18 protein-coding genes and 2 pseudogenes are annotated in these 22,501 nt (G+C 38.8%); 5 read left to right on the forward strand and 15 right to left on the reverse strand.

Going from position 1 to position 22,501, the window contains the following annotated elements; translation table 11 throughout:
• Positions 1-61: 61 nt before the first annotated feature.
• The 4 genes from addA to G3O09_RS11665 all read right to left on the reverse strand — a co-directional run bounded on the left by addA (position 62) and on the right by G3O09_RS11665 (position 8,681).
• Complete coding sequence (gene addA / locus G3O09_RS11650; RefSeq protein ID WP_163101752.1) at positions 62-3,805, reverse strand: helicase-exonuclease AddAB subunit AddA; 3,744 nt, start codon at positions 3,803-3,805, stop codon at positions 62-64.
• A gap of 20 nt (positions 3,806-3,825) precedes the next feature.
• Positions 3,826-7,326 carry a helicase-exonuclease AddAB subunit AddB gene (gene addB / locus G3O09_RS11655; protein ID WP_163101662.1) on the reverse strand — a complete coding sequence of 1,167 codons (3,501 nt, stop codon included), beginning with the start codon at positions 7,324-7,326 and terminating at the stop codon, positions 3,826-3,828.
• A 201-nt stretch (positions 7,327-7,527) separates the two neighbouring features.
• On the reverse strand, positions 7,528-8,082 hold the full coding sequence (gene lepB, locus G3O09_RS11660; RefSeq protein ID WP_163101663.1) for a signal peptidase I: 555 nt from the start codon (positions 8,080-8,082) through the stop codon (positions 7,528-7,530).
• 32 nt (positions 8,083-8,114) lie between these two features.
• Positions 8,115-8,681 (reverse strand): TVP38/TMEM64 family protein, encoded by a 567-nt coding sequence (locus G3O09_RS11665; RefSeq protein ID WP_163101753.1) that lies wholly within the window; start codon positions 8,679-8,681, stop codon positions 8,115-8,117.
• Between the two features lie 256 nt (positions 8,682-8,937).
• On the opposite strand from G3O09_RS11665, the gene G3O09_RS11670 reads away from it, so the two are divergent.
• On the forward strand, positions 8,938-9,300 hold the full coding sequence (locus G3O09_RS11670; RefSeq protein ID WP_163101664.1) for a YhjD family protein: 363 nt from the start codon (positions 8,938-8,940) through the stop codon (positions 9,298-9,300).
• Between the two features lie 6 nt (positions 9,301-9,306).
• Here the strand turns inward: G3O09_RS11670 and G3O09_RS11675 are convergent, their stop codons facing one another.
• Positions 9,307-9,852 (reverse strand): competence protein ComK, encoded by a 546-nt coding sequence (locus tag G3O09_RS11675; RefSeq protein WP_163101665.1) that lies wholly within the window; start codon positions 9,850-9,852, stop codon positions 9,307-9,309.
• A 191-nt stretch (positions 9,853-10,043) separates the two neighbouring features.
• Between G3O09_RS11675 and G3O09_RS11680 the strand changes: the two genes are divergently transcribed.
• Complete coding sequence (locus tag G3O09_RS11680) at positions 10,044-10,283, forward strand: IDEAL domain-containing protein (RefSeq protein WP_163101666.1); 240 nt, start codon at positions 10,044-10,046, stop codon at positions 10,281-10,283.
• 69 nt (positions 10,284-10,352) lie between these two features.
• Here G3O09_RS11680 and G3O09_RS11685 read toward each other — a convergent pair whose 3' ends face one another.
• Positions 10,353-11,882 (reverse strand): DHA2 family efflux MFS transporter permease subunit, encoded by a 1,530-nt coding sequence (locus tag G3O09_RS11685; protein ID WP_163101667.1) that lies wholly within the window; start codon positions 11,880-11,882, stop codon positions 10,353-10,355.
• 136 nt (positions 11,883-12,018) lie between these two features.
• Here G3O09_RS11685 and G3O09_RS11690 point away from each other — a divergent pair, with 136 nt between their 5' ends.
• On the forward strand, positions 12,019-12,954 hold the full coding sequence (locus G3O09_RS11690; RefSeq protein WP_240338416.1) for a TetR/AcrR family transcriptional regulator: 936 nt from the start codon (positions 12,019-12,021) through the stop codon (positions 12,952-12,954).
• 64 nt (positions 12,955-13,018) lie between these two features.
• On the opposite strand, the gene G3O09_RS11695 is transcribed toward G3O09_RS11690, so the two are convergent.
• On the reverse strand, positions 13,019-14,281 hold the full coding sequence (locus tag G3O09_RS11695) for a M48 family metallopeptidase (protein ID WP_163101669.1): 1,263 nt from the start codon (positions 14,279-14,281) through the stop codon (positions 13,019-13,021).
• 205 nt (positions 14,282-14,486) lie between these two features.
• On the opposite strand from G3O09_RS11695, the gene G3O09_RS11700 reads away from it, so the two are divergent.
• Complete coding sequence (locus G3O09_RS11700) at positions 14,487-15,074, forward strand: SCO family protein (protein ID WP_163101670.1); 588 nt, start codon at positions 14,487-14,489, stop codon at positions 15,072-15,074.
• 109 nt (positions 15,075-15,183) lie between these two features.
• On the opposite strand, the gene G3O09_RS11705 is transcribed toward G3O09_RS11700, so the two are convergent.
• From G3O09_RS11705 to G3O09_RS11735, 8 genes and pseudogenes are all read right to left on the reverse strand, one after another.
• On the reverse strand, positions 15,184-15,495 hold the full coding sequence (locus tag G3O09_RS11705; RefSeq protein ID WP_163101671.1) for an AzlD domain-containing protein: 312 nt from the start codon (positions 15,493-15,495) through the stop codon (positions 15,184-15,186).
• Positions 15,485-16,213 (reverse strand): AzlC family ABC transporter permease, encoded by a 729-nt coding sequence (locus tag G3O09_RS11710; RefSeq protein ID WP_240338417.1) that lies wholly within the window; start codon positions 16,211-16,213, stop codon positions 15,485-15,487. Before G3O09_RS11710 ends, G3O09_RS11705 begins: the two co-directional genes overlap by 11 nt.
• Positions 16,214-16,335: 122 nt before the next feature.
• Positions 16,336-17,112 (reverse strand): enoyl-CoA hydratase-related protein, encoded by a 777-nt coding sequence (locus tag G3O09_RS11715; protein WP_163101673.1) that lies wholly within the window; start codon positions 17,110-17,112, stop codon positions 16,336-16,338.
• A gap of 242 nt (positions 17,113-17,354) precedes the next feature.
• Positions 17,355-18,905: a fatty acid--CoA ligase family protein gene (locus G3O09_RS11720; RefSeq protein ID WP_163101674.1), complete on the reverse strand. Its 1,551-nt coding sequence runs from the start codon at positions 18,903-18,905 to the stop codon at positions 17,355-17,357.
• Positions 18,906-19,488: 583 nt separating this feature from the next.
• Positions 19,489-19,706: pseudogene (locus tag G3O09_RS23000) on the reverse strand (transposase); the annotation flags it as partial.
• Positions 19,707-19,738: 32 nt separating this feature from the next.
• Positions 19,739-19,989 (reverse strand): annotated as a pseudogene (locus tag G3O09_RS23005) (transposase); the annotation flags it as partial.
• 282 nt (positions 19,990-20,271) lie between these two features.
• A complete protein-coding gene (locus tag G3O09_RS11730; protein ID WP_163101675.1) occupies positions 20,272-21,261 on the reverse strand; it encodes a lipoate--protein ligase in 990 nt (329 codons plus the stop codon).
• 24 nt (positions 21,262-21,285) lie between these two features.
• Positions 21,286-22,029, reverse strand: coding sequence for an MBL fold metallo-hydrolase (locus G3O09_RS11735; protein WP_163101676.1), 744 nt, complete (start codon positions 22,027-22,029; stop codon positions 21,286-21,288).
• Between the two features lie 201 nt (positions 22,030-22,230).
• On the opposite strand from G3O09_RS11735, the gene yhfH reads away from it, so the two are divergent.
• Entirely contained in the window at positions 22,231-22,362 is a 132-nt protein-coding gene (yhfH, locus tag G3O09_RS11740; protein WP_163101677.1) for a protein YhfH, read from the forward strand.
• Positions 22,363-22,501: the final 139 nt, after the last annotated feature.

A 22,501-nucleotide genomic window follows, 5' to 3' on the forward strand; every position in this document is an offset into this window, starting at 1 on the left:
CTTAGGATAAGTAAAAAAGGATTCATCCTGCAGGACATGCAGGATGAATCCTTTTTTCATTTTACAACTTTAATAAATGTGCACCATCAAAAAAGAATAAATACCTTTCCTTTACAGGTCGTTTGAAAATGCTCTCGATTGCTTTTGTATATAGATTAATTTGGATCTGATAGCGAGCTTGCAATAACCCCTTCGCTCCTTGGAACCCATTTTGGAACCTACCTTCAATTCCATCTGTCTTGTAATCTAGCAAGATCAATCCATCACCATCATCAATGATGCAATCGATGACACCTTGCACTAATACCTGTTCATCTTCCCCCTGCCAATCATGGTAGGCTTCTGATGCAGAAACCGACATAGAGAAAGGTACTTCTCTCTTTGTATTGTGGTTTTGCATTTTCTGACCAATTTCAGTTTGGAAAAAGGTTACGATATGCGGAATATGAACGGCATTTAATTGATCTTGGGTCAGGAATTCCTTCTCGATAAGCTGTTTCAGAAATTCATCTATGCTTTGGACCGTCATTTCTTGTTCAAAAGGTATATGCTGCATGACTAAGTGCATAATGGTTCCTCGTTCTGCAGGTGTTAACGATTTCTCTTGCATAAATGAAGGCCTTTGCAAACTTAAGGGCTTTGGCTTAGGTAAAAATTGTGTAGAACTTGCCTCATCCCTTATTTCCTTTTGACGTTTCAGCTCTGTAACAGACTGTTTTGATCGATGGTATGTCGAATCTAACCTTCCATATTCCCAGCCTAGTTGTTTATATAACTCTTCCTTATAACTTGACTCGGTATGAACCGTTTCACCTTTTTGAACTGCTGACATCCAATCAACGTGTCCGTTTATTTCACTTTCCCCGATGATTTGAAGAGAAGCCGCCTCAACCACCTCTGTTTTCCAGCATGATGGATGGGAGGTGATATCTTCAGGAATAAGGGGATTTCCAGGTGTCGAGAAAAGATCTGAACAATGGTGATGTCTTGCCAAAGCTGGACCTATCCAATCCATATAGCTTTTGGCGGTAGCACGCATATAGTCCTTCAACAACCACTCTTCATGATTTTTTAGCTTTTCCCATTCTTTTAATTTCTTCTCAGCATCCTTAAGAGTACTTAGTAAGTACAACTTTTCCTTTGCTCTTGTTAAAGCCACATAAAGGACACGCATTTCTTCTGCAATCAATTCAAGAAGCTTTTTCTTCTTAAAAGCGATTTGTGGCAGAGACGGATAGGTGATTCTGAGATCTGGATTTACAAAGCTGGATGCAAAGCCAAGTTCTTTATCAAGAAGATAGGATTTTTTCAAATCCATCGTATTGAACTGACGATTCAGCCCTCCGATGATGACAACTGGAAACTCTAGACCTTTACTAGAGTGAATCGTCATCAAACGTACCACATCTTCCTGCTCCCCTAATGCACGAGCCGCCCCAAGGTCATCTCCTCGATCCTGCATTCTTTCAATAAATCTCAGGAATCGGAACAAACCTCTAAACGAACTGGATTCGTACTGTCTTGCCCTGTCAAATAAAGCTCGTAAATTAGCTTGTCGTTGCTTACCACCTGGCATCCCTCCAACAAAATCATAGAATTTTGTCTCTCTATATAATTGCCAGATTAGCTGGGACAATGGGATATCTCTTGCTTGCATCCTCCAATTTTCAAGCTGCTTGGTAAATTCAAGGACCTTTTCATAAAAATCTGCATTATCTTCTGTCACACCATTGGTACAGAAATCTATTAATGTCTCGAAAAAGCTATCCCGCTTTCCACTCACTTTGATGGCTGCAAGCTCTTCCTCGTTCAATCCAACGATAGGTGAACGTAACACAGATGCCATCGGAATGTCTTGAAGTGGATTATCGATGATTTTTAGTAATGACATCATGATGGCTACTTCAGTCGCTTGGAAATAGCCTGTGGAAAGATTGGCGTAAACCGGTATCCCCTGTTTCTTGAATTCCTCCATGATTTGAGGAGCCCAAGGCATCGAGCGAAGGAGTATCACCATATCACGGTACATGATACTGCGATATGACTTCGTTTTCGTATCATACACTTGACGCTTTTCAGCAATTGACTTTTTAATGATGTTAGCCATCATCCGTGCTTCTAGCTGAACGGTCTCGAGCTCCTCTTCCTCGAACTCTTGTGGGCTTTCCCCATCATCCTCAACTTCGAATTCTTGATCTTCCGCTTCCTCTTTCTTCTGATTAATCAGCACTACTTCAATCGGATACGGTTCCTCTTCTGGATAAGGAGCCCCCAGTTTCAGTTCCGCGTCTTCGTCGTATTCGATTTCCCCGACTGCAACGCCCATCAATTGCTTAAATAAAAAGTTCGTTCCAGCCAATACTTCTTTGCGGCTCCGAAAGTTTTGATTCAAGTCAATCTTCAGTCCGGCTTGCTCTCCTTGATGGGTAAAGCGATTGTATTTCCCTAAAAATAAGTTAGGCTCTGCCAGTCGGAAACGATAGATGGATTGTTTCACATCCCCTACCATGAATAGATTCCCTGTATATTCCCCATCTCTGGTCACAAGGGAAAGCAGGGTTTCCTGAACGAGGTTCGTATCCTGGTACTCGTCCACAAGCACTTCCTTAAATTGCTGTCGGTATTCCTTAGCCGTTTCGGATGGCACGAGATTTCCTTGATCATCTTTTGCTGAAAGAATCGATAAGCAAAAATGTTCTAAATCTGAAAAATCGACGATTCCTTTTTCTTTTTTCGCTTCTGAATATTTATGGTCGAAGGCTAGCACAAGTCCAACAAGCGTTTCTGCAAAAACCTTGATCATTTCCATATCGTTAAGATAGCTTTGAGGTTTTCTACTAAATAGTTCGTCTTTTAGCTTATTGATGGTTTTCTTTGCCTTGTCCCGTAATTTCTGTGACTCCTTAGCCAGGTCTTCGTCACACTCACCCTTTTTAATAGTCGCGATCTTTGGAGGACTATAGGCTTGGATTTCTACATACATACTCTCCCAAGAAGTTTCAATCGCTTTTTCAAGTGAATCTACAATCTCTAAGTCTCTCAGAAATGTCTCTGCCCTTGGGGCTGGACCATCTGGAAGCTTCGTAAGCGCCAATGCCTCATGTAATAGATCCTTTGCTGTTTGTAACTGAAGAATGATGTCGTACTTTAAGTTTGGATAAAAGGGAAGGCTTTCGATATCCGTATCCTCTTTTACGTCATACATCTCAATCAGCCTATTTAGCCATTCCTCTGAATCAGGGTTTGAGCGAGCAAATTCATGTAGTGTTCGGACAATGGTTTGCAATGCCCCATCGCTTCTGTCATCTGTATAGGCATCGACTAATCGGAAAAAATCCTCATTTTCAGGAATGCTATATTGTTCTTCAAATAACTCTTCTAGCATTTCATCCTTGATTAGCTCGCCTTCCGTCTTATCAGCGATTCTAAATCCAGGGTCAATATCAATCATGTAATAGTATTTCCGTACAACCTCAAGGCAGAAGGAGTGTAGAGTTGAAATGGAAGCACGGTTTATCAAGCTCAGTTGCTTTCTCAAATGCTGGGAATGCGGATTCTCCTTAATCGCTGACTCTAACGCCTCCGCAATCCGATGTCTCATCTCCGCAGCTGAAGCATTGGTAAAAGTCACAACTAAGAGTTCGTCCACATTTATAGGGTCTTCTGGAGAAATCAATTTGTTAATTATTCGATTTACTAGAACCGCTGTTTTCCCAGACCCTGCCGCTGCTGCAACTAAAATGTCTTGATCATTTGCCCAAATCGCTTTCCATTGATCCTTTGTCCAAGTTAAGCCTTCAGGCATTTCCGGTATACGTGTTTTACTCAAAGTATCACTCCCTCCTTTCTTAATGCCTCTAGTAATTCATCATCTTTTTTCGTCTTTAAGTTTCTATAGTCATTTTCATCAAGTGTCGGGTCGAACTGGCAAACGCTTTTAAACGAACAGAATGTACATGGCGTACGATCTTTTAATTTATAAGGATCTATATCGATTTTTCCGTTCACGATTTCAGTTCCTGCCTGTTGGTAAATCCCTCGGACATGCTGTTTCAATGCATTGAAATCATCTAAACTTGCCACATTAGAAGTTTTCGCAATGCCTCCGTTTTTTGTGAAGGCCGCTGGAACGATCGATGATTTGCTTGAAGTGCCTACTTCAAGAGAATCATCCATCATTTGTAATACTTCTTGGTCTTCTAGAAGCAAGCCTTTCATTTTATAGCTCTTCATTAACTCTACTTCTATTTCATCCAAGGATAGCATTTTGCTCCCTTTTACCATCGGATTATGGACATGGAAATAGAGAACTCCTGCCGGATCGGCTTTCTTTCCGATTAATGCAGGTGCATGCGATACGATGATATCTAGGTAAGTCAACATTTGCAGCGCTAGGCCGTAATACACTTCATTCAAATTCAAAGCTTTTTGGCTCGATTTATAATCTAAAACCCTCAAATAAGTTCCATTTGAGCTTTCCGCTTTATCTACTCGGTCAATGCGGCCCATCAATTCCATCTTTGTCCCATTCGCCAATTGGAATGTTAACGGTGGCAGCTTCTCGTTTCTTCCAAACCCTAATTCCAATCCAACAGGAGAAAACCCACTTTTTCTGGCATGTTCACTCAAAGCATAAGAAGCTCGTCCAATGACATTTTCTAGTTTTCTCTTTACATAATGATGTCGATTCGAGCTTAGTAATATCTGATTTTGAAGTTTTGGTGCCAACCTCTCTATCGCCATTTTCGCCAAATCGGCACATTGCTCACGATTCAATGAGGCCCATGATACATTTCGGTCCAATAAGGAATCCGCAATGATTTTTAATGCGCCATGGAACATATCACCGATATCAGGCGCATCCAGGCGATATATTTTTCGCTCCTGTAGCTTTAAGCCATGGGAGGCAAAATGAGAAAACGCACAACTATTGAACTTCTCCATCCTAGATACGGAGGCGAATATATCTTCTCCATATAATTTTTTCGTTGTATCTGGTTTCAGTCGTTTTGTACAATTTTCATAGAATAAGCTGGATAGCACTTTTTGAGCCATGTTGCGGTGCTCATTGCTTTCCATATAATAATTGTATAAATCCCACCATATCGCATCAACTGGATATCCTTTTTTCTTCTGCCCGAGCTGGGCAGTCAAATATGAAATCGCCACTTCCTCGTTGACCATATAGGAAAGTTGATCCTTCTCCCTTAAGTCATTCAATTCATTTTGTACAAAAACAGTCGGTGCCTCAGGAAGGACTTCTTTAACTCGTTTAATATAGGATGAAGCAAGGATTGACTTTCCTTCCTCATCAGCAAGTGGATACGTTAAATACAGCCGGTCTGAACCAGTCGTGAACGCTCGATATGCCGCAAATTCTTCATCGAGCAAACGAATCTTCGAACTTGGTGCAACGGTAAGACCGCTTGCTAGCAAAGTATCTCGATCTCGATCATTGAAGATTCCTTCCTCGTTGATTTTTGATGGTAGGACCCCATCATTGAGACCCATCACAAAAGCAATTTTTACATCGTTAAGTCGGGATGTATCTAAATTAGCAACCAAAACTTGATCAATTGCCGGTGGAACAAGGGAGAACTTCAATGACTCCATCCCAGATTCCAGAATATTAACAAACTGCTTCATAGGAAGGCTTTCGTCACCCATTAGCTCAACAAATTGATCTAAAAGGTCCATGATACCCTTCCATGCTTGCTCATGCTCTCTTGCGACCACAAGTTTCCCAGACTCTTCCGCTTCCATGCGCATTAACTCTAGTTTTTCAGGAACCTTTGCTTCTTCCATAAAGAGAAACAAAGCCTCAGCCATCGTCCGGCCATCTGGGGCCTTTTTAAGGCGCTTGCCAAGTCTGATAATATGTTCCGCAAAGAGGGTGCGCAAATCATTCAACTCTTGTTCCAATTCTTTTTCTTGAGTCGTTTGACCGCGTTCTTCGAGTTCCAAACCTCGAATTCTACGATATCCCCATGGTTCATCTGAGGTCCATCTATTCCCCTTAATACCCCTGGATAATACATAGTTCTCTAGTTTGTCCACTTTTGACCTCATAACGGTTTTACGGACATCGACAGGAAAAAGCAGTTCCGTCTTTATGGCACGGAAAACTGGTTCGTATCGCCAATTTGTCTGCAACGTCTCTAAGGCTGAACGTAGTAATTCAAGCAATGGATGATGTAGCATCGCATTTTTTGCATCTATGAACATGGGAATCTTGTAATCATGAAAAATCGTCGTAATCAAATCATGATATGCCGAACCATTTCGTAGCAAGATTCCAATATCCTTCCAACGATATCCATCCTGCCTCACATGCTTGTTAATGGTCCGCGCAATTTCTTCTACTTCCGTACGCCTGTTCACAGCTTGCACAATTGTCGTTGCTGTATCCCCTTTGAATGGAATGGCTGGCCGAATATTGAAATTCTCTTCAAGTTGACGAAGACTTTCGTTTTCCATTTGACGCATATTTTCATGTAAAATCACGTCTCGGTCGACAGGAACATCATTTGCCAAAGCCGACGTGTAGAGTTGGTTGTACAAATTCCCTGACATTCTAAATAAATAGAGGTCTTCAGGTGGTTCTTGACGGAATGGGCGATCGAGCGTCAACCCAATTGTCACGGATTTCGCCACTTTCATGAGCTGCTCAAGGACCATCAGCTCCTGTGGAGTTAAACTAAAGAAGCCATCCACATAAATGTCTGCTCCATGTAGAGAAGGAGCACCGCTAATTTTTTCAGCCAAAAGTCGAAGGTAATCCTCAGAATCGATATACTTTCCGAATAATTCCGATTCAAAGGATTGATAGATCAATTCTAAGTCATGTAATTTGTCATGTAGACTCTTTGCGTCCGACTTAGCAGATGAATGCTCTAAATAGCTTTTGATGGTTTCAGGCTCAATGCAATATCGCTTGAACTCTGTCAGCATTTCCTCCATCTGTGTAATAAATCCGAATTTCTCGGCAGAACGCTGAAAGAGCTTCAATTCAGCTTTCTTTTCCTCCATGATTTTTCGGATGAGCATATTGATTCCCACACTGTCCAAATGGATGCGAGTCATGCCACCTGTCTCTTGGAGAATACGCCATGCCAATCGGCTAAAACTAAACACTTGGGCCCTAATCATCCCGGATAAATCCGGTGTGGTCACAAGCTTATACTCGGAAGAAAACGTCATTTGATCGGGGACCAAATAAATAATTGGAGTCCCTTCCGGATGCTCCCTCAAACTCGCTCGGATTTCATTAAGCATCATTGTCGTCTTCCCTGAACCTGAACGGCCCAAAATAAATCGAAGTCCCATGAGCATCCCCTTTGCTTTGCATTGAATTATCTATATGTTTACGATTATTTATCAAATTTGTACTCTTACAGTATATCAAAATCCCTTGTAAATTTCTGTGATAGCAACGCTTCCGATTTGTTAATTTATGTAAGTTACTTATTTCATACAAGCACAAACAAAAACCAGTACCCACTTCAAAACAGGATACTGGTTTCTTCATTAAAACTCCATATTAAATTGTTTGAACGGCCAGTACCTGACGTTCACTTTTCCTACGACATCTTCAATGGGTACGAAGCCAAAGTGACGGCTATCTTTGCTGCCTAGACGATTATCCCCCATGACAAACAAAGCGTTTTCTGGCACACGTTTTTTTCCGGTTAATTCTTTTAAAGTGAAATTCCCAGTTAATTTTTGTCCAAGAAGTGGTTCCTTAAAAGGTTTCAAAAAGGGCTCATCCACTTTTGCCCCATTAATGTAGAGCTGATCATTTTCATATGTAATAGTATCACCTGGCAATCCTATGACCCGCTTTACATAGTCCTCCTCTTCTTCACTGTGGAAAACAATGACATCGAATCTTTCAATGTCACTTATCTGATATCCGATTTTATTGACTACGAGCCGATTTCCTTCCTCCAACGTGGGCTCCATCGACTGGCCCTCCACTACATAACTGGAAAAGAGGAATGTATTCATAATTAAGAATAGGATGACTCCCAATACAGCCGCTTTTAGCCATTCTATAAAAAGACTCGGTCGTTCTTCAGTCATCAGCATCCCTCCACGATACACATGATCCCTTTTTATCCATTATCCCTCTCTACGCTTTTATTTAATCTTACTTCTATTCTTTTACCTACATACCAAAGAATAAAAATAATAACTAATACAACGCCTGTCCGAATCGGTTGGTTGATTAATGAAGGAATGTCATATCCAACAAAGCTTATTGTGAAAATCATCACCAATTTACCAATTAGTACAGCGAGAGAATATTGCAGAACACTAATATGCGAAAGGCCTGCCACTATATTCACGACCGCTGAAGGAGTGAACGGGAAGCAGAGAAGAAGGAAAATTGGGCCAAAACCGTGCCTGTCCAACCAATGAGTCAATCTTTCCACTTGTTTATTTTTACGTATGATCGTTAGAACCCTAGTATGACCATATTTACGGACAATCAAGAATACGACGATTGCCCCTCCACATGACCCAATCCAGGAAAGGATGAATCCAAGCCATAAGCCAAAAGCGTTCGTGTTTGCCATAACGAATACAAATAAAGGTAAAAAGGGTAAAAACGCCTCAAAAAAGGGCAGTAAAATGGCAGGTATTGGACCGAATGAACGATACTCTTTTAGTAATTCCATTATATGTTCTAATGTGAAATATTCTTGAAACCATTCAATCACAAGTCAGACTCCTCAGATAAATTGATTTATTGTATTTGCATATATCATTCATAACCCAAATTAACATACTATGCAATATACATCTATTCCCCTATTTCCTGCATACAATCCAATGTGTCAATATTTTACTCCCTTAAAAATAAGAACAAATGTTCTAATCTTATGTATTTTAGGATATACTAATGACAAACAAGTAAAAAAGGAGGATAGCGGTATGACGAGAATACCTGACGGAGACCGCGACATGATTGAACAAGCCATCTACTTACCTATGGTTTTGACGGTATTGAATAAAGATTTGTTTTTGATTAACCAGAATCCTTTCAAGTTAAAAAAACCTTATAAGGAATTGATCGAAGCAGCAATGAGGGTAGTGCAAACGGAGTTATCCGAGGTGAAAAAATATTTACGGAAGGAAAATATAAAGGTGGAGGAAACCAAAAGGGATGATACATTCACTATGTTCCTTTTCCTTTATAAAGGCTATGAAGAATACCATAATTACTTTAATCCTCGAATCCGAAATAAAGTCGAGGAGTTAATGATTTTTTATTTATATAAAAGACTCGAAAATTAGCCCATGTCAGGCAAAGGGTTGTTCGTGTTCCTTCGTCTTAGGTATACTGCGGTTGACATACAGAAATTTCCTTTCCGTTTCAGCAATGCGCTGGACATAGCGGTTTTTCAGTAATGCAGTTCGATATAACTGATTATCCAGTGAGCTTGGGGACATAGGCAAAGAGGTCTTCCATCCATTTCTGAAAACAATATCCGTTTCACCATTATTGGTTTTCGCTCTCGAAATGATGTGGTCATATGAAACCCACATACATTCGGAACGGACCGGCGAAGTCGTAGGGAAAAATAGGATTGAGCAGACAGGATCGACTGCAATTGGTGATTTATGGGTGACACCAGTCAAATGTCTGGTTCCCTCTTTTCTCCCTTCGAAGCTAGAACCATAATACTCACAGCTACGCTTAATGATATCAATTGGTTTATATGGACAAATATACTCTTGCTCCCATTCAAAGATTTGTGAATACGTTTTTCGTCCATATTGAACAGGTTTAATGAGAAGTGTATATGGTGTCACTTCATATTCTTCAATAAATGAATCCTTTTTCAAAGAAATCTCTCCCAATCATTTTTATCCAGATTATACCATAGTATTTTCATCAATAAATTCAATTCACAAAATTTTCAATAAATTAAAATATTCCTTTTTTACTCAAAAATAATAGTTGTAAAATTTAAAATATTGCGTTGATTAATTCAACCTCTTTCCATATACTATTAAAAAGGTCAGGGGTGGTTTTCATGAACAACGACAAATCCTACTCGGAGCAAATGAAGTCTGCTGTCATGAATAAAAAACAACAAAAGGAAGCCTACATCCAGAACTTATTGATCGAAATGGTAATTCATGAATCGATATTAAAATACAAAAAAGAGATGTTATTGAAAGAAATAGACGAGGCTTTAGACCAGAAAAACCAAGACAGGTTCTTAAAATTTAGTTCGGAACTGAACCAAGTCCTTAAACAATTCGGTAATTAACTTAATAAAGCAAATAAAAAGAGGAGAAATCATCCATGGACGATTTCTCCTCTCTTATTACATAAAATGCTAAACCTTCGCCAATTTCCCTTTGACTTTTCCAACAGTCGATTGCTCTTCTATTGTCTCTTCCACTGGTTTTGCACGTTTGATAAAGAAGGCAAGAACTAGTGCAAAAGCGGCAATAAAGATAGACACAAAGAATGCGAAATTTATTCCTTCTAGCATGGATTTCATGAGAATTTGTTGTTTCATTTCAGCCATTGCAGCTGCAGTAGGTTGCCCTGTTGCATGTTTCATAGCATCTGCTGCCATATCTTTTGCAACGGATTCAGTACGGTTGGACATGAGTGTGACTAACAATGCTGTACCAATGGCACCAGATACCTGTTGTAAGGTATTATTCATTGCCGTTCCATGTGGATAGAAGCGTGGTGGTAATTGATTCAATCCATTTGTCGAAACTGGCATCATCACCAAGGACATCCCGAACATCCGTACAGAGTATAAAATAATTAATTCAGTATAGGTTGTATCAAGAGTTAATTTGCTGAAATAATAACTCGTTACAACAGTAATGATTAATCCAATGATTGCTAGTATTCGTCCACCAATTTTGTCAAATAGCCTACCTGTGATAGGCGACATAATTGCCATCAATATGGCCCCTGGCAACAGCATTAATCCCGCATCCAGTGGCGAAATGCCACGAATCGTTTGAACATAAATAGGCAAAAGTATCATTCCAGAAAACATGGCCATTGTAATGACCATAGAAATCGATGCTGATAATGCATACATTGGATATTTAAAAATCGTAAAGTTAAGCATCGGTTTATCCATATTTAATTGACGATAAATAAACCAAACCAACCCAATAAATCCTGCGATTAGTGTGCCATACACATGTGGGCTATCCCAACCTTTGCTACCGGCGGAACTAAAACCGTAGAGCAATCCGCCAAAACCTATGCTTGATAAAAGCACTGAAAAAATATCGAGGCGTATATCTACTTTATCTTTTTTATCTTTAAGTAAGAAAAAGCCAATTAACAGAATAGCTGCAGCAATTGGTGTCACTACATGGAAAAGCATTCTCCAGTCATAGTGTTCCACAATCCAGCCCGATAACGTTGGACCAATGGCCGGTGCCCCCATTAGGACCAAACCGAAGATCCCCATTGCCGCTCCCCTTTTTTCTACAGGAAAGCTTGTTAACATCACATTCATTAACAATGGCATTAAAATTGCGGAACCAGATGCTTGAACCATACGACCTGATAAGAGTAATGGAAAAGCGTGTGCAAAGCCTGCAAGGATGGTCCCAAGCGTAAATAATCCCATGGCAACCAAGAATAGGTGTCGAACAGAATATTTTTGGATTAAGAATGCAGTGGTTGGAATTAATATCCCATTCACTAACATAAACCCAGTTGAAAGCCACTGAACTGTTGCCGTTTCTACTTTTAGATCCTTCATAATTGAAGGCAAGGCAATATTTAGTAACGTATTATTTAAAAATGCTATAAAAGCTCCAACCATCAGTACAGCTAGAAGACCATACGGCGGACGATTGGTTTTCTTTATTGTTTGTTCCATTTTGTCCTCCCCTTTTATACATACAGTTCAATTTATTATACCTTCGTTCTATAGAATAACATCATATACCACCAGTTCAAATAAATCAATCCCAAAAAATATTGATTTAAACGACTTTGTCTGGATAAAAAAATTAATGTATAATATTTTTTATACCGTGAGTCTAATTGAAAAAGGTGATTATTTGAACGATCGAAAGCAACATGTCATCCAAATGGCACACCAATTATTCATTGAAAAAGGATTCCAAGCGACCTCTATCCAAGATATATTGGATTATAGCGGCATATCGAAGGGAACCTTTTATAATTATTTTTCATCTAAAAATGAGTTAATAATCGCACTTTTTACAATGATATATAAGAAATTGGATCAAGAAAGAAACGAGTTGCTTATTGGGCAGGATCCTTCTAGTATCGATATCTTCATTAAGCAAATCGAGTTACAAATGATGACGAATCGAAAGAATAAATTAATATCACTTTTTGAAGAGGTGTTCTTTTCGAAGGATGAGGATCTTAAAACGTTTATAAAAAACCTGCACTTGAGATTGCTACGATGGATTTATAAACGCTTCATAGATATTTTTGGGGAAAGTAAGAAGCAGTATTTATTGGATTGTGCAATCATGTTTATTGGAATCTTAAACTATAACTTTAAATATTATTTGAAAGCATACGGACCAAATACTAACTCTTACAATGTAATTCGATATAGTGTATCTCGTATTGAAAAAATCGTTCACGAAGTGTCTGAAACTGGGGAGCATCTATTCCCACCAGAGCTTTTAGATTCATGGCTGCCAGACAATAAGAACTGTAATCATTCATCATTGCAAAAGCAGCTGCACCACACTTTAAAATCATTGAAAAATAACTTAGTGAACAAACCTGAAATGGAAAAATATAACGAATTATTGGATTTCATTGATTCAGAGATAATGGAGTCGAAAACTCCAAGATTGTTTCTCGTTGAAAGCACCATTTCAACATTGAAATCAAACGAAGAATTTTTTGATAAAAATGAAATTCAAAAGCTCGAAGAATTGATTTCCAGCTACTTTACATCGTAAAGTCAAAAAGAATAAAGCAAATCAAAAATCCCACCATTAGCATGGCGGGATTTTCTTATATTACCTATTCCACATCTTGGCCTTTCTTTTCAAGCGTCGAAATTCGCTCAAGCATCGTAGGGTGACTATAGCGGAAAATTTTCACCAATAACGGAGGCTTGACTTGACTAAGACCTGCTTTCGAAAGTTCTTGGAATGTCTTAACTGCCGATTCCCCATCCTGTGTCATTTCATATGCGTAATTATCCGCCCGTGTTTCTTGGTACCTTGAAACCACATTCGAGACTGGACTCGATGCGAAGGATAAAACGGACAATAACAAGAAAAACAGTGGCAATGAAGCTAAGCTTTGGATACTTGGGATTTTCAATAAAGGACCCCATCTTGCAATAATCGTGTTCATTAACTTGGATATGAGCCATAATCCTACAAGTGAAAGTAGTAAATACCCTGCAATGCCGAAATAAATGTGTTTCTCAACATAGTGCGCCATTTCATGTGCCATGATAAAAAGTATTTCATTTTCACTTAATTTGTTCAATGTTGTATCCCAGAGGACAATTCGAGAATTAGAGCCGATTCCTGTGACATAGGCATTCATGCTGTTTGTTTTTGCAGCCATATTCACTTCATAGACATGCTCTGCAGGAATTCCAGCCTTATCCGCCATTGTTAGAATTTTTGCTTCCAACTCCTTGTTCTTTAAAGGATAAAAATCATTGTACAATGGATCAATCAGGACAGGCTGTACAAACATAAGAAATAAGGTAAATGGTATAGACAATAACCAAGCATAAAACCACCATTTCTTAGCACTCTTACGAATCAACCAAAATAATACCGAAATGATTATCAGCATTAATCCAAAATTCACCCAAAAATCAATAACCTCATCTTTCATCCAAGAGGAAAAGGTTTGTGTAGAAATATTATATTTGCGAGACAGTTGATATCCAATGTAGTTAAAAGGAAATACGACAATATAGGAAACAATGGACAACCAGAATAAATAAACACCATTTTGTAGGATCCGAGATTTGAACTGCAACGCGGATGACTCAAATTTTCTAGATAATCCAATCGCTAAAATGACGAAATAAAAAAGCCATTCATAAGGTGTTGACAGGAAAAACAAATAATTTCGTATTTCCGAATATTCCTCGCTTAATAATAATTCCCTTGCATTCATGAACGTTTCCGGATCTGCTGCAGTTCCTTTAAATGCTGCAGGTATGCTCGTATCGGACCATTTGAAAATATATAAGAACACTAGTACCGACAATAATAAATAAAGAAAAAAAGCATAGGAAACAGACTTTCTTACCATAGTTCTCCCCCCTTTAATATTTTGTCCTCTTCTATTAGTTTAGATAACTTTGTCCAACTTAGAACAATATCTTGGGACAAACACGAAACGTTCAAACAATCTTCAATAAATGACATAACTAAATCTAGATCGCTCATGTATGATTAATATATAAACAACATTCATACAGCACTAATACTTATCTTTTCTTAATAGAGGTGGAAAGATGAAAAAATATTATGTAGTGTTTATTCTACTTTTAGTCATTGGAATAGGTTCTGGCATTTATTATTTCACAGAATACCGACAATCCAAAATGAACTTCCCAGATGAAGTGACTTTAGAGAGTCATCTAGGTGGAGCATACAGTTTTAAAAATATGGAACCTAAGGTAAGACTTGTGGAATTTATGTATACCCAATGCCCTGATGTATGTCCTAATACGACTTTCCAAATGAAACACTTACGAAATGAATTGGAGAATGAAGGTGTTTTCGGGAATGATGTCGAGTTCCTAACGATTACCTTTGACCCGGAACGTGATACGGAAGAAGTTTTACATGAATACGCAAATACGTTTGAAATGGATAAACTTCCTGGGTGGTACTTATTACGGGGAAATGATGAGGATGTTAAAAAACTTGCAGATAACTTTAACTTCCAATACCGTGATCCTGGTACAGGACAATTTGTCCATACGAGCGCGACTTACCTGTTAAATAAAGACAACCACGTCATTGAAGTATTTGGCATGGGTGAAAAAAGCTTTAATAAAGAGAAAGTTTTCAATGCCATCATAAAAGAAATAGATTAAATAAAGCTCCGCCCTGTTCAGTCAGGAAGCGGAGCTTATTATGTTTCAATGAGTAACGAACATTACCTAGAAAATATGTAAGGTTCCCACTTGATCTGTTCCTATACTACTAACCAATCAAATAAGTGTAAGCACTAAGGACTGCAATGGATCCAAGGACAACGACGATCACATTCATTCCAAGAAAAGCAAAGGCAAAGGCTGCGAGTGCACCTATCATTCCGAAAACTAAATCATCACTAAACAGCAGAATCCCTGGGAATATAAGTGCCCCTAATGTTGCGTAAGGAATGTTTTTAAGAACTCCTTGTATAAAAGGTGGAAGTTCCTTACCTTTAAATAAAACGAAAGGTAGCATCCTTGGTATATATGTGACAAAACCCATGAGGATGATAAGCAACAGAATCATTTTACTGTCCATGTGCCACTCCCCCCTTCTGCTTTATGTATACGACCCATTCAACCAGAATGGCAGATAATAAGGTCGCCAACACGATCGACCACCCTGTGGAAAATAACTCTCCTAAAGTAAAGATGGTATTAAAAACAGCTGCTACCAATGCAAGGAAAGCATACTTACGATTCCCTTTTAGCGAAGGTACAAGCAGACCGACAAACATCGCATACAAAGCTACTCCCATACTTTCCTGGAGTGTTTGTGGCAATCCCGCTCCAAACACATGGCCTATCCCCGAGAAAATGACCCAACTCCCATATGCCATAACAATAACACCGAAGACAAAACCAGTAGCTGCCTTCCCCTCTCTAGTAGCAATCACCGAGAAGGTTTCGTCTGTCAAACCAAAAGCATATGTGATTTTTGCCCACAAGGTATCCTCTTCCACTTTTTCCGTTAAGGTCGTACTCATAAGGAAATGGCGGATATTCACAATGAATGTCGTCAACACAATCTCAAATACACCTGTCCCAAGTGAAATCAAGTTCAACGCAATATATTGTGAAGCACCCGCGAACACAATAAGACTCATCAACACGGTCTCCATCATGGACAAACCAGTGGATTTTGCCAATAATCCGAATGTCAGAGCAATCGGAAAATAACCGATGGCAATGCTCAATCCTGCCTGTGTTCCTTGTCTGAAATGTGAAACTGGTGAATCTACAGCACGAACAGCCACGACCATCCCTCCAACTAAACTAATTTTCTATTATTTTCTTAGAATATTAAATAAATTGCAATTAGAATAATGGAAATATGGAGGAAAACTTAAAAATTTAATCATTACTAGGACTATTTAAATTAATATCCATAATAAACAGGTTTTCTTTTATGCATGAAAGCCGAGAGTGCCTCTTTCCGATCTCTTGTAGGTAAAATCATTTCGTAGCATTTATGTTCGAGGCTCAAACCTGAATAAAAGTCTGACTGAAGTCCGGATTTAATGGCAAGCTTAGCTTTCTGGACCGCAAGTGGAGCATTACATATAATTCTGTTGGCTAATTCAATGGCAGTTTCATCGAGTTGTGTCTTTGGCACAGTATAAAGAATAAGACCAAATTGGCAAGCCTCTACTGTTGAAATCCTCCTTCCTGTCAGTATCATTTCAAGGGCACGTGCCTCACCAATGAGTCGGGGTAGACGTTGTGTTCCTCCTCCACTTGGTATGGTCCCATAGCTCGTTTCTGGAAATCCAATCAGAGTGTGATTAACTGCAATCCTGAAGTCGCAAGCAAGTGCAAGTTCAAGTCCTGCACCAAATGCATAACCATTAATGGCTGCAATGGTAGGCTGTGGCAATTGCTCTAACATCCTTAAGAATTCATTCAAACGAGTGGACTGTTCGAGTGCGGCCGAATTCGAAAAAGCATTTCTTTCTTTTATGTCCGACCCTACACTAAACGCTTTATCTCCACTTCCAGAGAGGATAACCACTCGTACTTGACTATTATTTCTAATATCTATGATGACTTCTTGCAATCTTTGCAGCATGGATTGGTCAATTGCATTCAAAGTGTTTTCACGATTCAACGTTATATGGGCAATGTATGAATTCACTTCATATAAGACTGAAGACATGTAAGCTCACTTCCTTTCGATGTCAATTTCGCATATGCGTTTCTAATTGTCTATTCCCATATCCTTTTATCTATAAGCATTAATGTCAAAAAAATTTTTTCCTTATCTATCCATTTGTAACCAGTATGATCTAATCTTAAGAAATTTTTCCAACCTGCATTTTTATACCTAATAGTCAGAAATAAAAAGAGTGCCTGGAAATCGTCAAAGCACGATTTTCCAAGGCACTCTCTAAACCTATTTTATTTATTCAATACCGCATCCTTCAACGCTCGACGAAGAATTTTCCCAGTTGTATTCTTTGGCAACTCATCAATAAACTCAATGACGGTAGGTAGTTTATATTTTGCCAAATGCATAGAACAATATGCCAGTAGTTCTTGCTCAGATAGACTAGCACTCTTTTTAACTACAAATGCTTGGACAGCTTCACCTAAGTTTGGATCAGGTACGCCAAGAACGGCTGCTTCGACAACTTCGGGGTGTGAATACAAGACTTCTTCTACTTCTCGTGGATAGACGTTGTAACCACCAACGATGACCATGTCCTTTTTACGGTCCACAATATAGAAATAGCCTTCTTCATCCATTTGTGCCAAATCACCCGTGTACAGCCAGTCATCTTTAATCGTAGCTGCAGTTTCTTCAGGTAATTTATAATACCCTTTCATGACATTTGGCCCTTTGACAATCAGTTCTCCTACTTGTCCAACTGGAACCTCTTCGCCCAATTCGTTAACAATTTTATTTTCAACGTTTAGGATGTTTGTCCCAATTGAACCTGGTTTGCGAGGACGATCGAGTGGGTTGAAACATGTAACAGGAGAAGCCTCTGATAATCCATAACCTTCTGATACTAGAACATTAAACTTTTGTTCAAATGACGTTAATAATGCAACTGGCATGGATGCACCACCTGAGATGCAAAGTCTTAAAGTCTTTAAATCTTCTGGATTGCTCTCTTCATATTGATATAAGAAGTTATACATCGTCGGTACACCAGCAAATACTGTCGCCTCATGATTTTTGGCAATCGCAAAAATGTCCTTTGGTGAAAACTTCGGTGCAATAAGAAGGGTACCTCCGGCCATAAGTGGAGCATTCAGCACGACTGTCAAACAGAATACATGGAACATTGGTAAGGTAGTAATGACACGATCATCACTATTAATCTTTAAATATTCCGCTACATCATTTGCATTACTGTACAAATTCCTGTGGGTCAACATAGCCCCTTTTGGCTTTCCAGTAGTGCCAGAGGTATACAGAATGACTGCTACATCTTCGTCATCAAGAATAGGGCCTTGATAATACAGATCTCCCCAGCTCAGAATGTCTGAAAACGATTTCATTTTTGGATAAATAGTGAGAGCTTCGAGATCCATGTCCCCATTTACTTGACCTGTTGGACAAATGACGAAGTGCTCAACTTTTGGTAGGACTGGATTCATCTTTTCAGCTAATGGGACTAACACATCCAAAGTAATGACCGTTTTTACATCCCCATTATTCAAAATAAAAGCGATTTCATCCGGTGTATAAATCGGATTGACTGGAATTACCGTTGCTCCTAAGCGTAATGCTCCATACATTCCGATGATGAAATGTGGAGTGTTTCCTAGAATTAGAGCAACATGGTCCCCCTTTTTAACACCTAGTTTTTGAAGGCCATCTGCAAACTTTGAAACAGCAGCATTTAATTCTGCATATGTATTACTTTGATTTAGAAAATGGTAAGCGATTTTATCAGGATTCTTGGTGGCAGTATCTTGTAAGCGAAGTGATAAATTCATATTTTTCCCCTCCTTTTGCACAGTGAATGAATGGTCACTCATTTTATCCACTTATTATTATAGCGTAATAAAATTCAACCATTCAACAAAAAGAATTGAAAAGTTGAAAATATTAAAAAATACTAAATATTTTAATTGTAAGCATGCAGGGTTTAAGAATTTGGCTTAATACAAAAACAACTACAAACACCAAACTGGGTTAGGAGGTTTAGTTTACACTTTAGTCATTATGGCTTATTTGCAATTCCTTTGACTTCAAGACTTAAAATATAAAACTTTTGCAAATAAGAACCTAAAAAAGGCTGCCAAGTGGCAGCCCCAGATTGTCGACAAAAGGTATCGAGAGTACGCTCTCTCGATACCTTTTGACATTTTTGATATGTATGGTAGGCGAAAAGGTTGATTTCCGCTCCAGCCGCTTGCTTTCCGGGGGGCGTTCGCCGAGCCTCCTCGTCGCTACCGCTCCTGCGGGGTCTCGCCTGTAACGCTAATCCCCCAGGAGTCAAGCGCCTTCCGCTCCAATCAACCAGTGTCCTTGAATAATCAACTTAAAAACCTGTTCATTAAGCTTTATTAATCACCCTTAAGCAACTTTCCATGTACAAGTTGCCAGTTTCTTTAAATTCATGGATGCATCGCCTGTATGGACAGTTTTTTTAATCCTCTTAGAGTTGTCCAACGCATACCATGCTTTTCCTTCGCATTCGCAAAGACCCGTTCAATCGTTTCCTTACGCTTTGCATATATTTGTTTAATTTCATCAAAATGTCTTAAATGGTTTGCTTCTTCTACGTACCCTTCCTTCGTTGTCGTTGTATACTTTAACACTTCATTTCAATTTCTTTAATCGTTTGACGCATAGATCGAATGCCAAACACATATTGAACAAACGTCATTTTAAAGAATCCAACTGAATCAATACTAGGACGTCCTAAATTAGAATAGAGGTGTTCGACTACGGATAGATGAAGGTAAAATCAATCACTGCATCGAGTTTTCGGACTAAGTGGTCTTGAGGAACAAGTTGTTCAATAGCCAGTATTTCTAATTGTTCACGTTCATTGATTTGATTTTTCGTCATCATCGCTTATCACCTAAAATTATGTACAAACACCGTTGATTGGAGCGGCGGGCGACGACTCCTGCGGGAAAAGCGTGAGCCTTGAGACCCCGCACGAGCGTAGCGAAGGAGGAGGCTCAAGCCACGCCCGCGGAAAGCGTTCGCCCTTCGCTGCAATCAACTTCTCTAGTTCTTAGTTAAACTTCTTTCATTGTAAAAGAAAAAAGACTGTAGGCAAACTCGAAATTCTTCGAGTTTGTCTACAGTCTGAGGCTGCCAAGTGGCAGCCCTCTATTTTCAAAATCTCTAATAGATTAAATCCATCCATTCTTCTTTCGTTATATTGCCAAAATAATGTTTTACATCAAGATCACACAAGGCATCTTTCAGTGCAGACTTGTCGTATCTTTTTCCCACTAATCTAGCCTCTATTTCGGCAACATCACCGACTCCAAAGAAATCACCAAAAATCTTACAGTTTTCGATCATTCCTTTATTAACATCCAATCGGATATCAATTTGTCCAACAGGGAAGCGATGTGATTGTTGGATATTAAATCTTGGAGACTGTCCATAATTCCAATCCCAATTTTGATACCTTTCCTTAGATAGTTGGTGGATGTTCTCCCAATCTTCCTCATTTAAAACGTATTGGGATACATTTTCTTTTCCGTCAAAAATGGATTCTAACAGTAAAGATCTGAATGTCTCAATAGAGATAGGCTCTTTAAGAAATTCAGAAATATTGGCCACTCGGCTTCGAATTGATTTAATACCTTTAGATTCTATTTTATCTTTCTTCACTTTCAGAGCGGATACTACAGCGTCTATTTCAGAATCAAATAGGAGTGTACCATGAGAAAACATGCGCCCTTTAGTGGAAAACTGTGCATTGCCTGAGATTTTTCTTCCTTCCGCCAAAATATCATTTCTACCACTTAATTCGGCTGATACACCAAGCTTAGCCAAGGCTTGTACAACTGGTTCGGTGAATTTCCGAAAGTTATGGAAACTTTCTCCATCGTCCTTTGTAATAAAACTAAAGTTCAAATTGCCTAAATCATGGTATACAGCACCTCCGCCTGATAATCTTCGGACCACTTTGATGCCATTTTCTTCGACGTAATCGGTATTGATTTCTTCAATGGTATTTTGGTTTTTCCCGATAATGATTGAGGGTTCATTTATGTAGAAGAGTAAATAAGTTTCATCTATATCTAGATTTTTTAGTGCATACTCTTCAATCGCCAGGTTAATTTGTGGATCTGTGATACCTTTATTATCAATGAACAACATGTATGATTTCCTCCTAAGATTCCTTTAATGAGGTAGGAACTCCAGCTCCATTCCTGTTTCAGCAAGACGGACCGTGCCTGAGAATCTTTGTGAAGCTTCTTTGACTAATTGCTTCAATTCTCCAAAGTGAGGTAAGTGTGTCAGAATGAGCATTTTCACATTTGCATCATTCGCCAGCTGTCCCGCATCTGTACTATTCATATGTCCAGCCCCACTTCCATCCATTCCAGCATAAAAATTACATTCACATAACAAAATATCAGCGTTTTTTGCAAACTCTGTGAACTCAGGAATATAGGAAGAATCGGCAGTATAAACGAGCACTTTTCCTTCACATTCGATTCTCATCGCAAAGCATGGAACTGGGTGCTTTGTTCTAAGTAACGAAACTTCAAATGGTCCAATAGTCAATGTCTGTTGGTCGGTGTATTGCACTCCTTTTGTAAGATCCTTATAGCTTAGCTTTCCAAATTCGGCTTGATCCTCAGCATGACCATAAATAGGGATATTTTCTCTTCCCTTACCGAGAAACTTTTGAATTAATAAAGCATGTTGATAGACACCGATATCAGCAGTATGGTCGGGATGGTAATGAGAGATGATAGCTGCATCAATCTCTGTGGGATGTATATAATTTTGCAGCTGTGCTAGAACACCACTACCACAATCGATTAGCAGATAGAATCCATCATGTTCAAGTAAATATCCTGAGCTTGCAGCATTTTTTGCCGGATACCCTCCCCAAAAACCTACAATTTTTAATCTCATTGACCTTCCTCCTTACGATTAAACTTCTCTCTTAAATATATATAACTGTGCCTATTTTTGTATCTTTTTGAATTTTGTTATAAAACATCCGTTGACAATTTACATCTGTTATAATACACTAATATTAATAAAACATTTATCAAATCGTAATCAGTCACAGCATTAGTTTTTTAAAAATTCGAATTTATGGAGGTTAATACTATGATTCAAAGCAGCGTAGAATTTTTTAAAAATCTTCCACCTAAACAATGTGCAGAATGCGGCAATAAAATTGAAGAACAACATGAGTGCTATGGCAACAAATGTGAAGGATGCAGTCATATCTCCCATTAAATCCAGGAATTTCAAACTGACTCATTTGGCAGTTTGTCACCACCATATTTTATGATGTCAGAATTGAAGCTGACTCATACTCCCTCAATGTTGCGAAGTGTATAACCAGTCTGTTATATACGTTTCAGGTGAGTCCTGA

Origin of the sequence: Peribacillus alkalitolerans (assembly GCF_010882125.1) — a bacterium.
Classification (GTDB): Bacteria; Bacillota; Bacilli; order Bacillales; family DSM-1321; genus Bacillus_BN; species Bacillus_BN alkalitolerans.

Coding starts and splice junctions, on each gene's coding strand:
- addB (WP_163101662.1), bottom strand. CDS start 7,326: ATGGGACTTCGATTTATTTTGGGCCGTTCAGGTTCAGGGAAGACGACA.
- G3O09_RS11730 (WP_163101675.1), bottom strand. CDS start 21,261: ATGTTGTTCATTGATAATAAAGGTATCACAGATCCACAAATTAACCTG.
- G3O09_RS11685 (WP_163101667.1), bottom strand. CDS start 11,882: ATGGAACAAACAATAAAGAAAACCAATCGTCCGCCGTATGGTCTTCTA.
- G3O09_RS11680 (WP_163101666.1), top strand. CDS start 10,044: ATGAACAACGACAAATCCTACTCGGAGCAAATGAAGTCTGCTGTCATG.
- lepB (WP_163101663.1), bottom strand. CDS start 8,082: ATGACTGAAGAACGACCGAGTCTTTTTATAGAATGGCTAAAAGCGGCT.
- G3O09_RS11735 (WP_163101676.1), bottom strand. CDS start 22,029: ATGAGATTAAAAATTGTAGGTTTTTGGGGAGGGTATCCGGCAAAAAAT.
- G3O09_RS11705 (WP_163101671.1), bottom strand. CDS start 15,495: ATGGACAGTAAAATGATTCTGTTGCTTATCATCCTCATGGGTTTTGTC.
- G3O09_RS11715 (WP_163101673.1), bottom strand. CDS start 17,112: ATGTCTTCAGTCTTATATGAAGTGAATTCATACATTGCCCATATAACG.
- yhfH (WP_163101677.1), top strand. CDS start 22,231: ATGATTCAAAGCAGCGTAGAATTTTTTAAAAATCTTCCACCTAAACAA.
- G3O09_RS11720 (WP_163101674.1), bottom strand. CDS start 18,905: ATGAATTTATCACTTCGCTTACAAGATACTGCCACCAAGAATCCTGAT.
- G3O09_RS11695 (WP_163101669.1), bottom strand. CDS start 14,281: ATGGTAAGAAAGTCTGTTTCCTATGCTTTTTTTCTTTATTTATTATTG.
- G3O09_RS11700 (WP_163101670.1), top strand. CDS start 14,487: ATGAAAAAATATTATGTAGTGTTTATTCTACTTTTAGTCATTGGAATA.
- G3O09_RS11670 (WP_163101664.1), top strand. CDS start 8,938: ATGACGAGAATACCTGACGGAGACCGCGACATGATTGAACAAGCCATC.
- addA (WP_163101752.1), bottom strand. CDS start 3,805: ATGCCTGAAGGCTTAACTTGGACAAAGGATCAATGGAAAGCGATTTGG.
- G3O09_RS11665 (WP_163101753.1), bottom strand. CDS start 8,681: ATGGAATTACTAAAAGAGTATCGTTCATTCGGTCCAATACCTGCCATT.
- G3O09_RS11690 (WP_240338416.1), top strand. CDS start 12,019: ATGTATAATATTTTTTATACCGTGAGTCTAATTGAAAAAGGTGATTAT.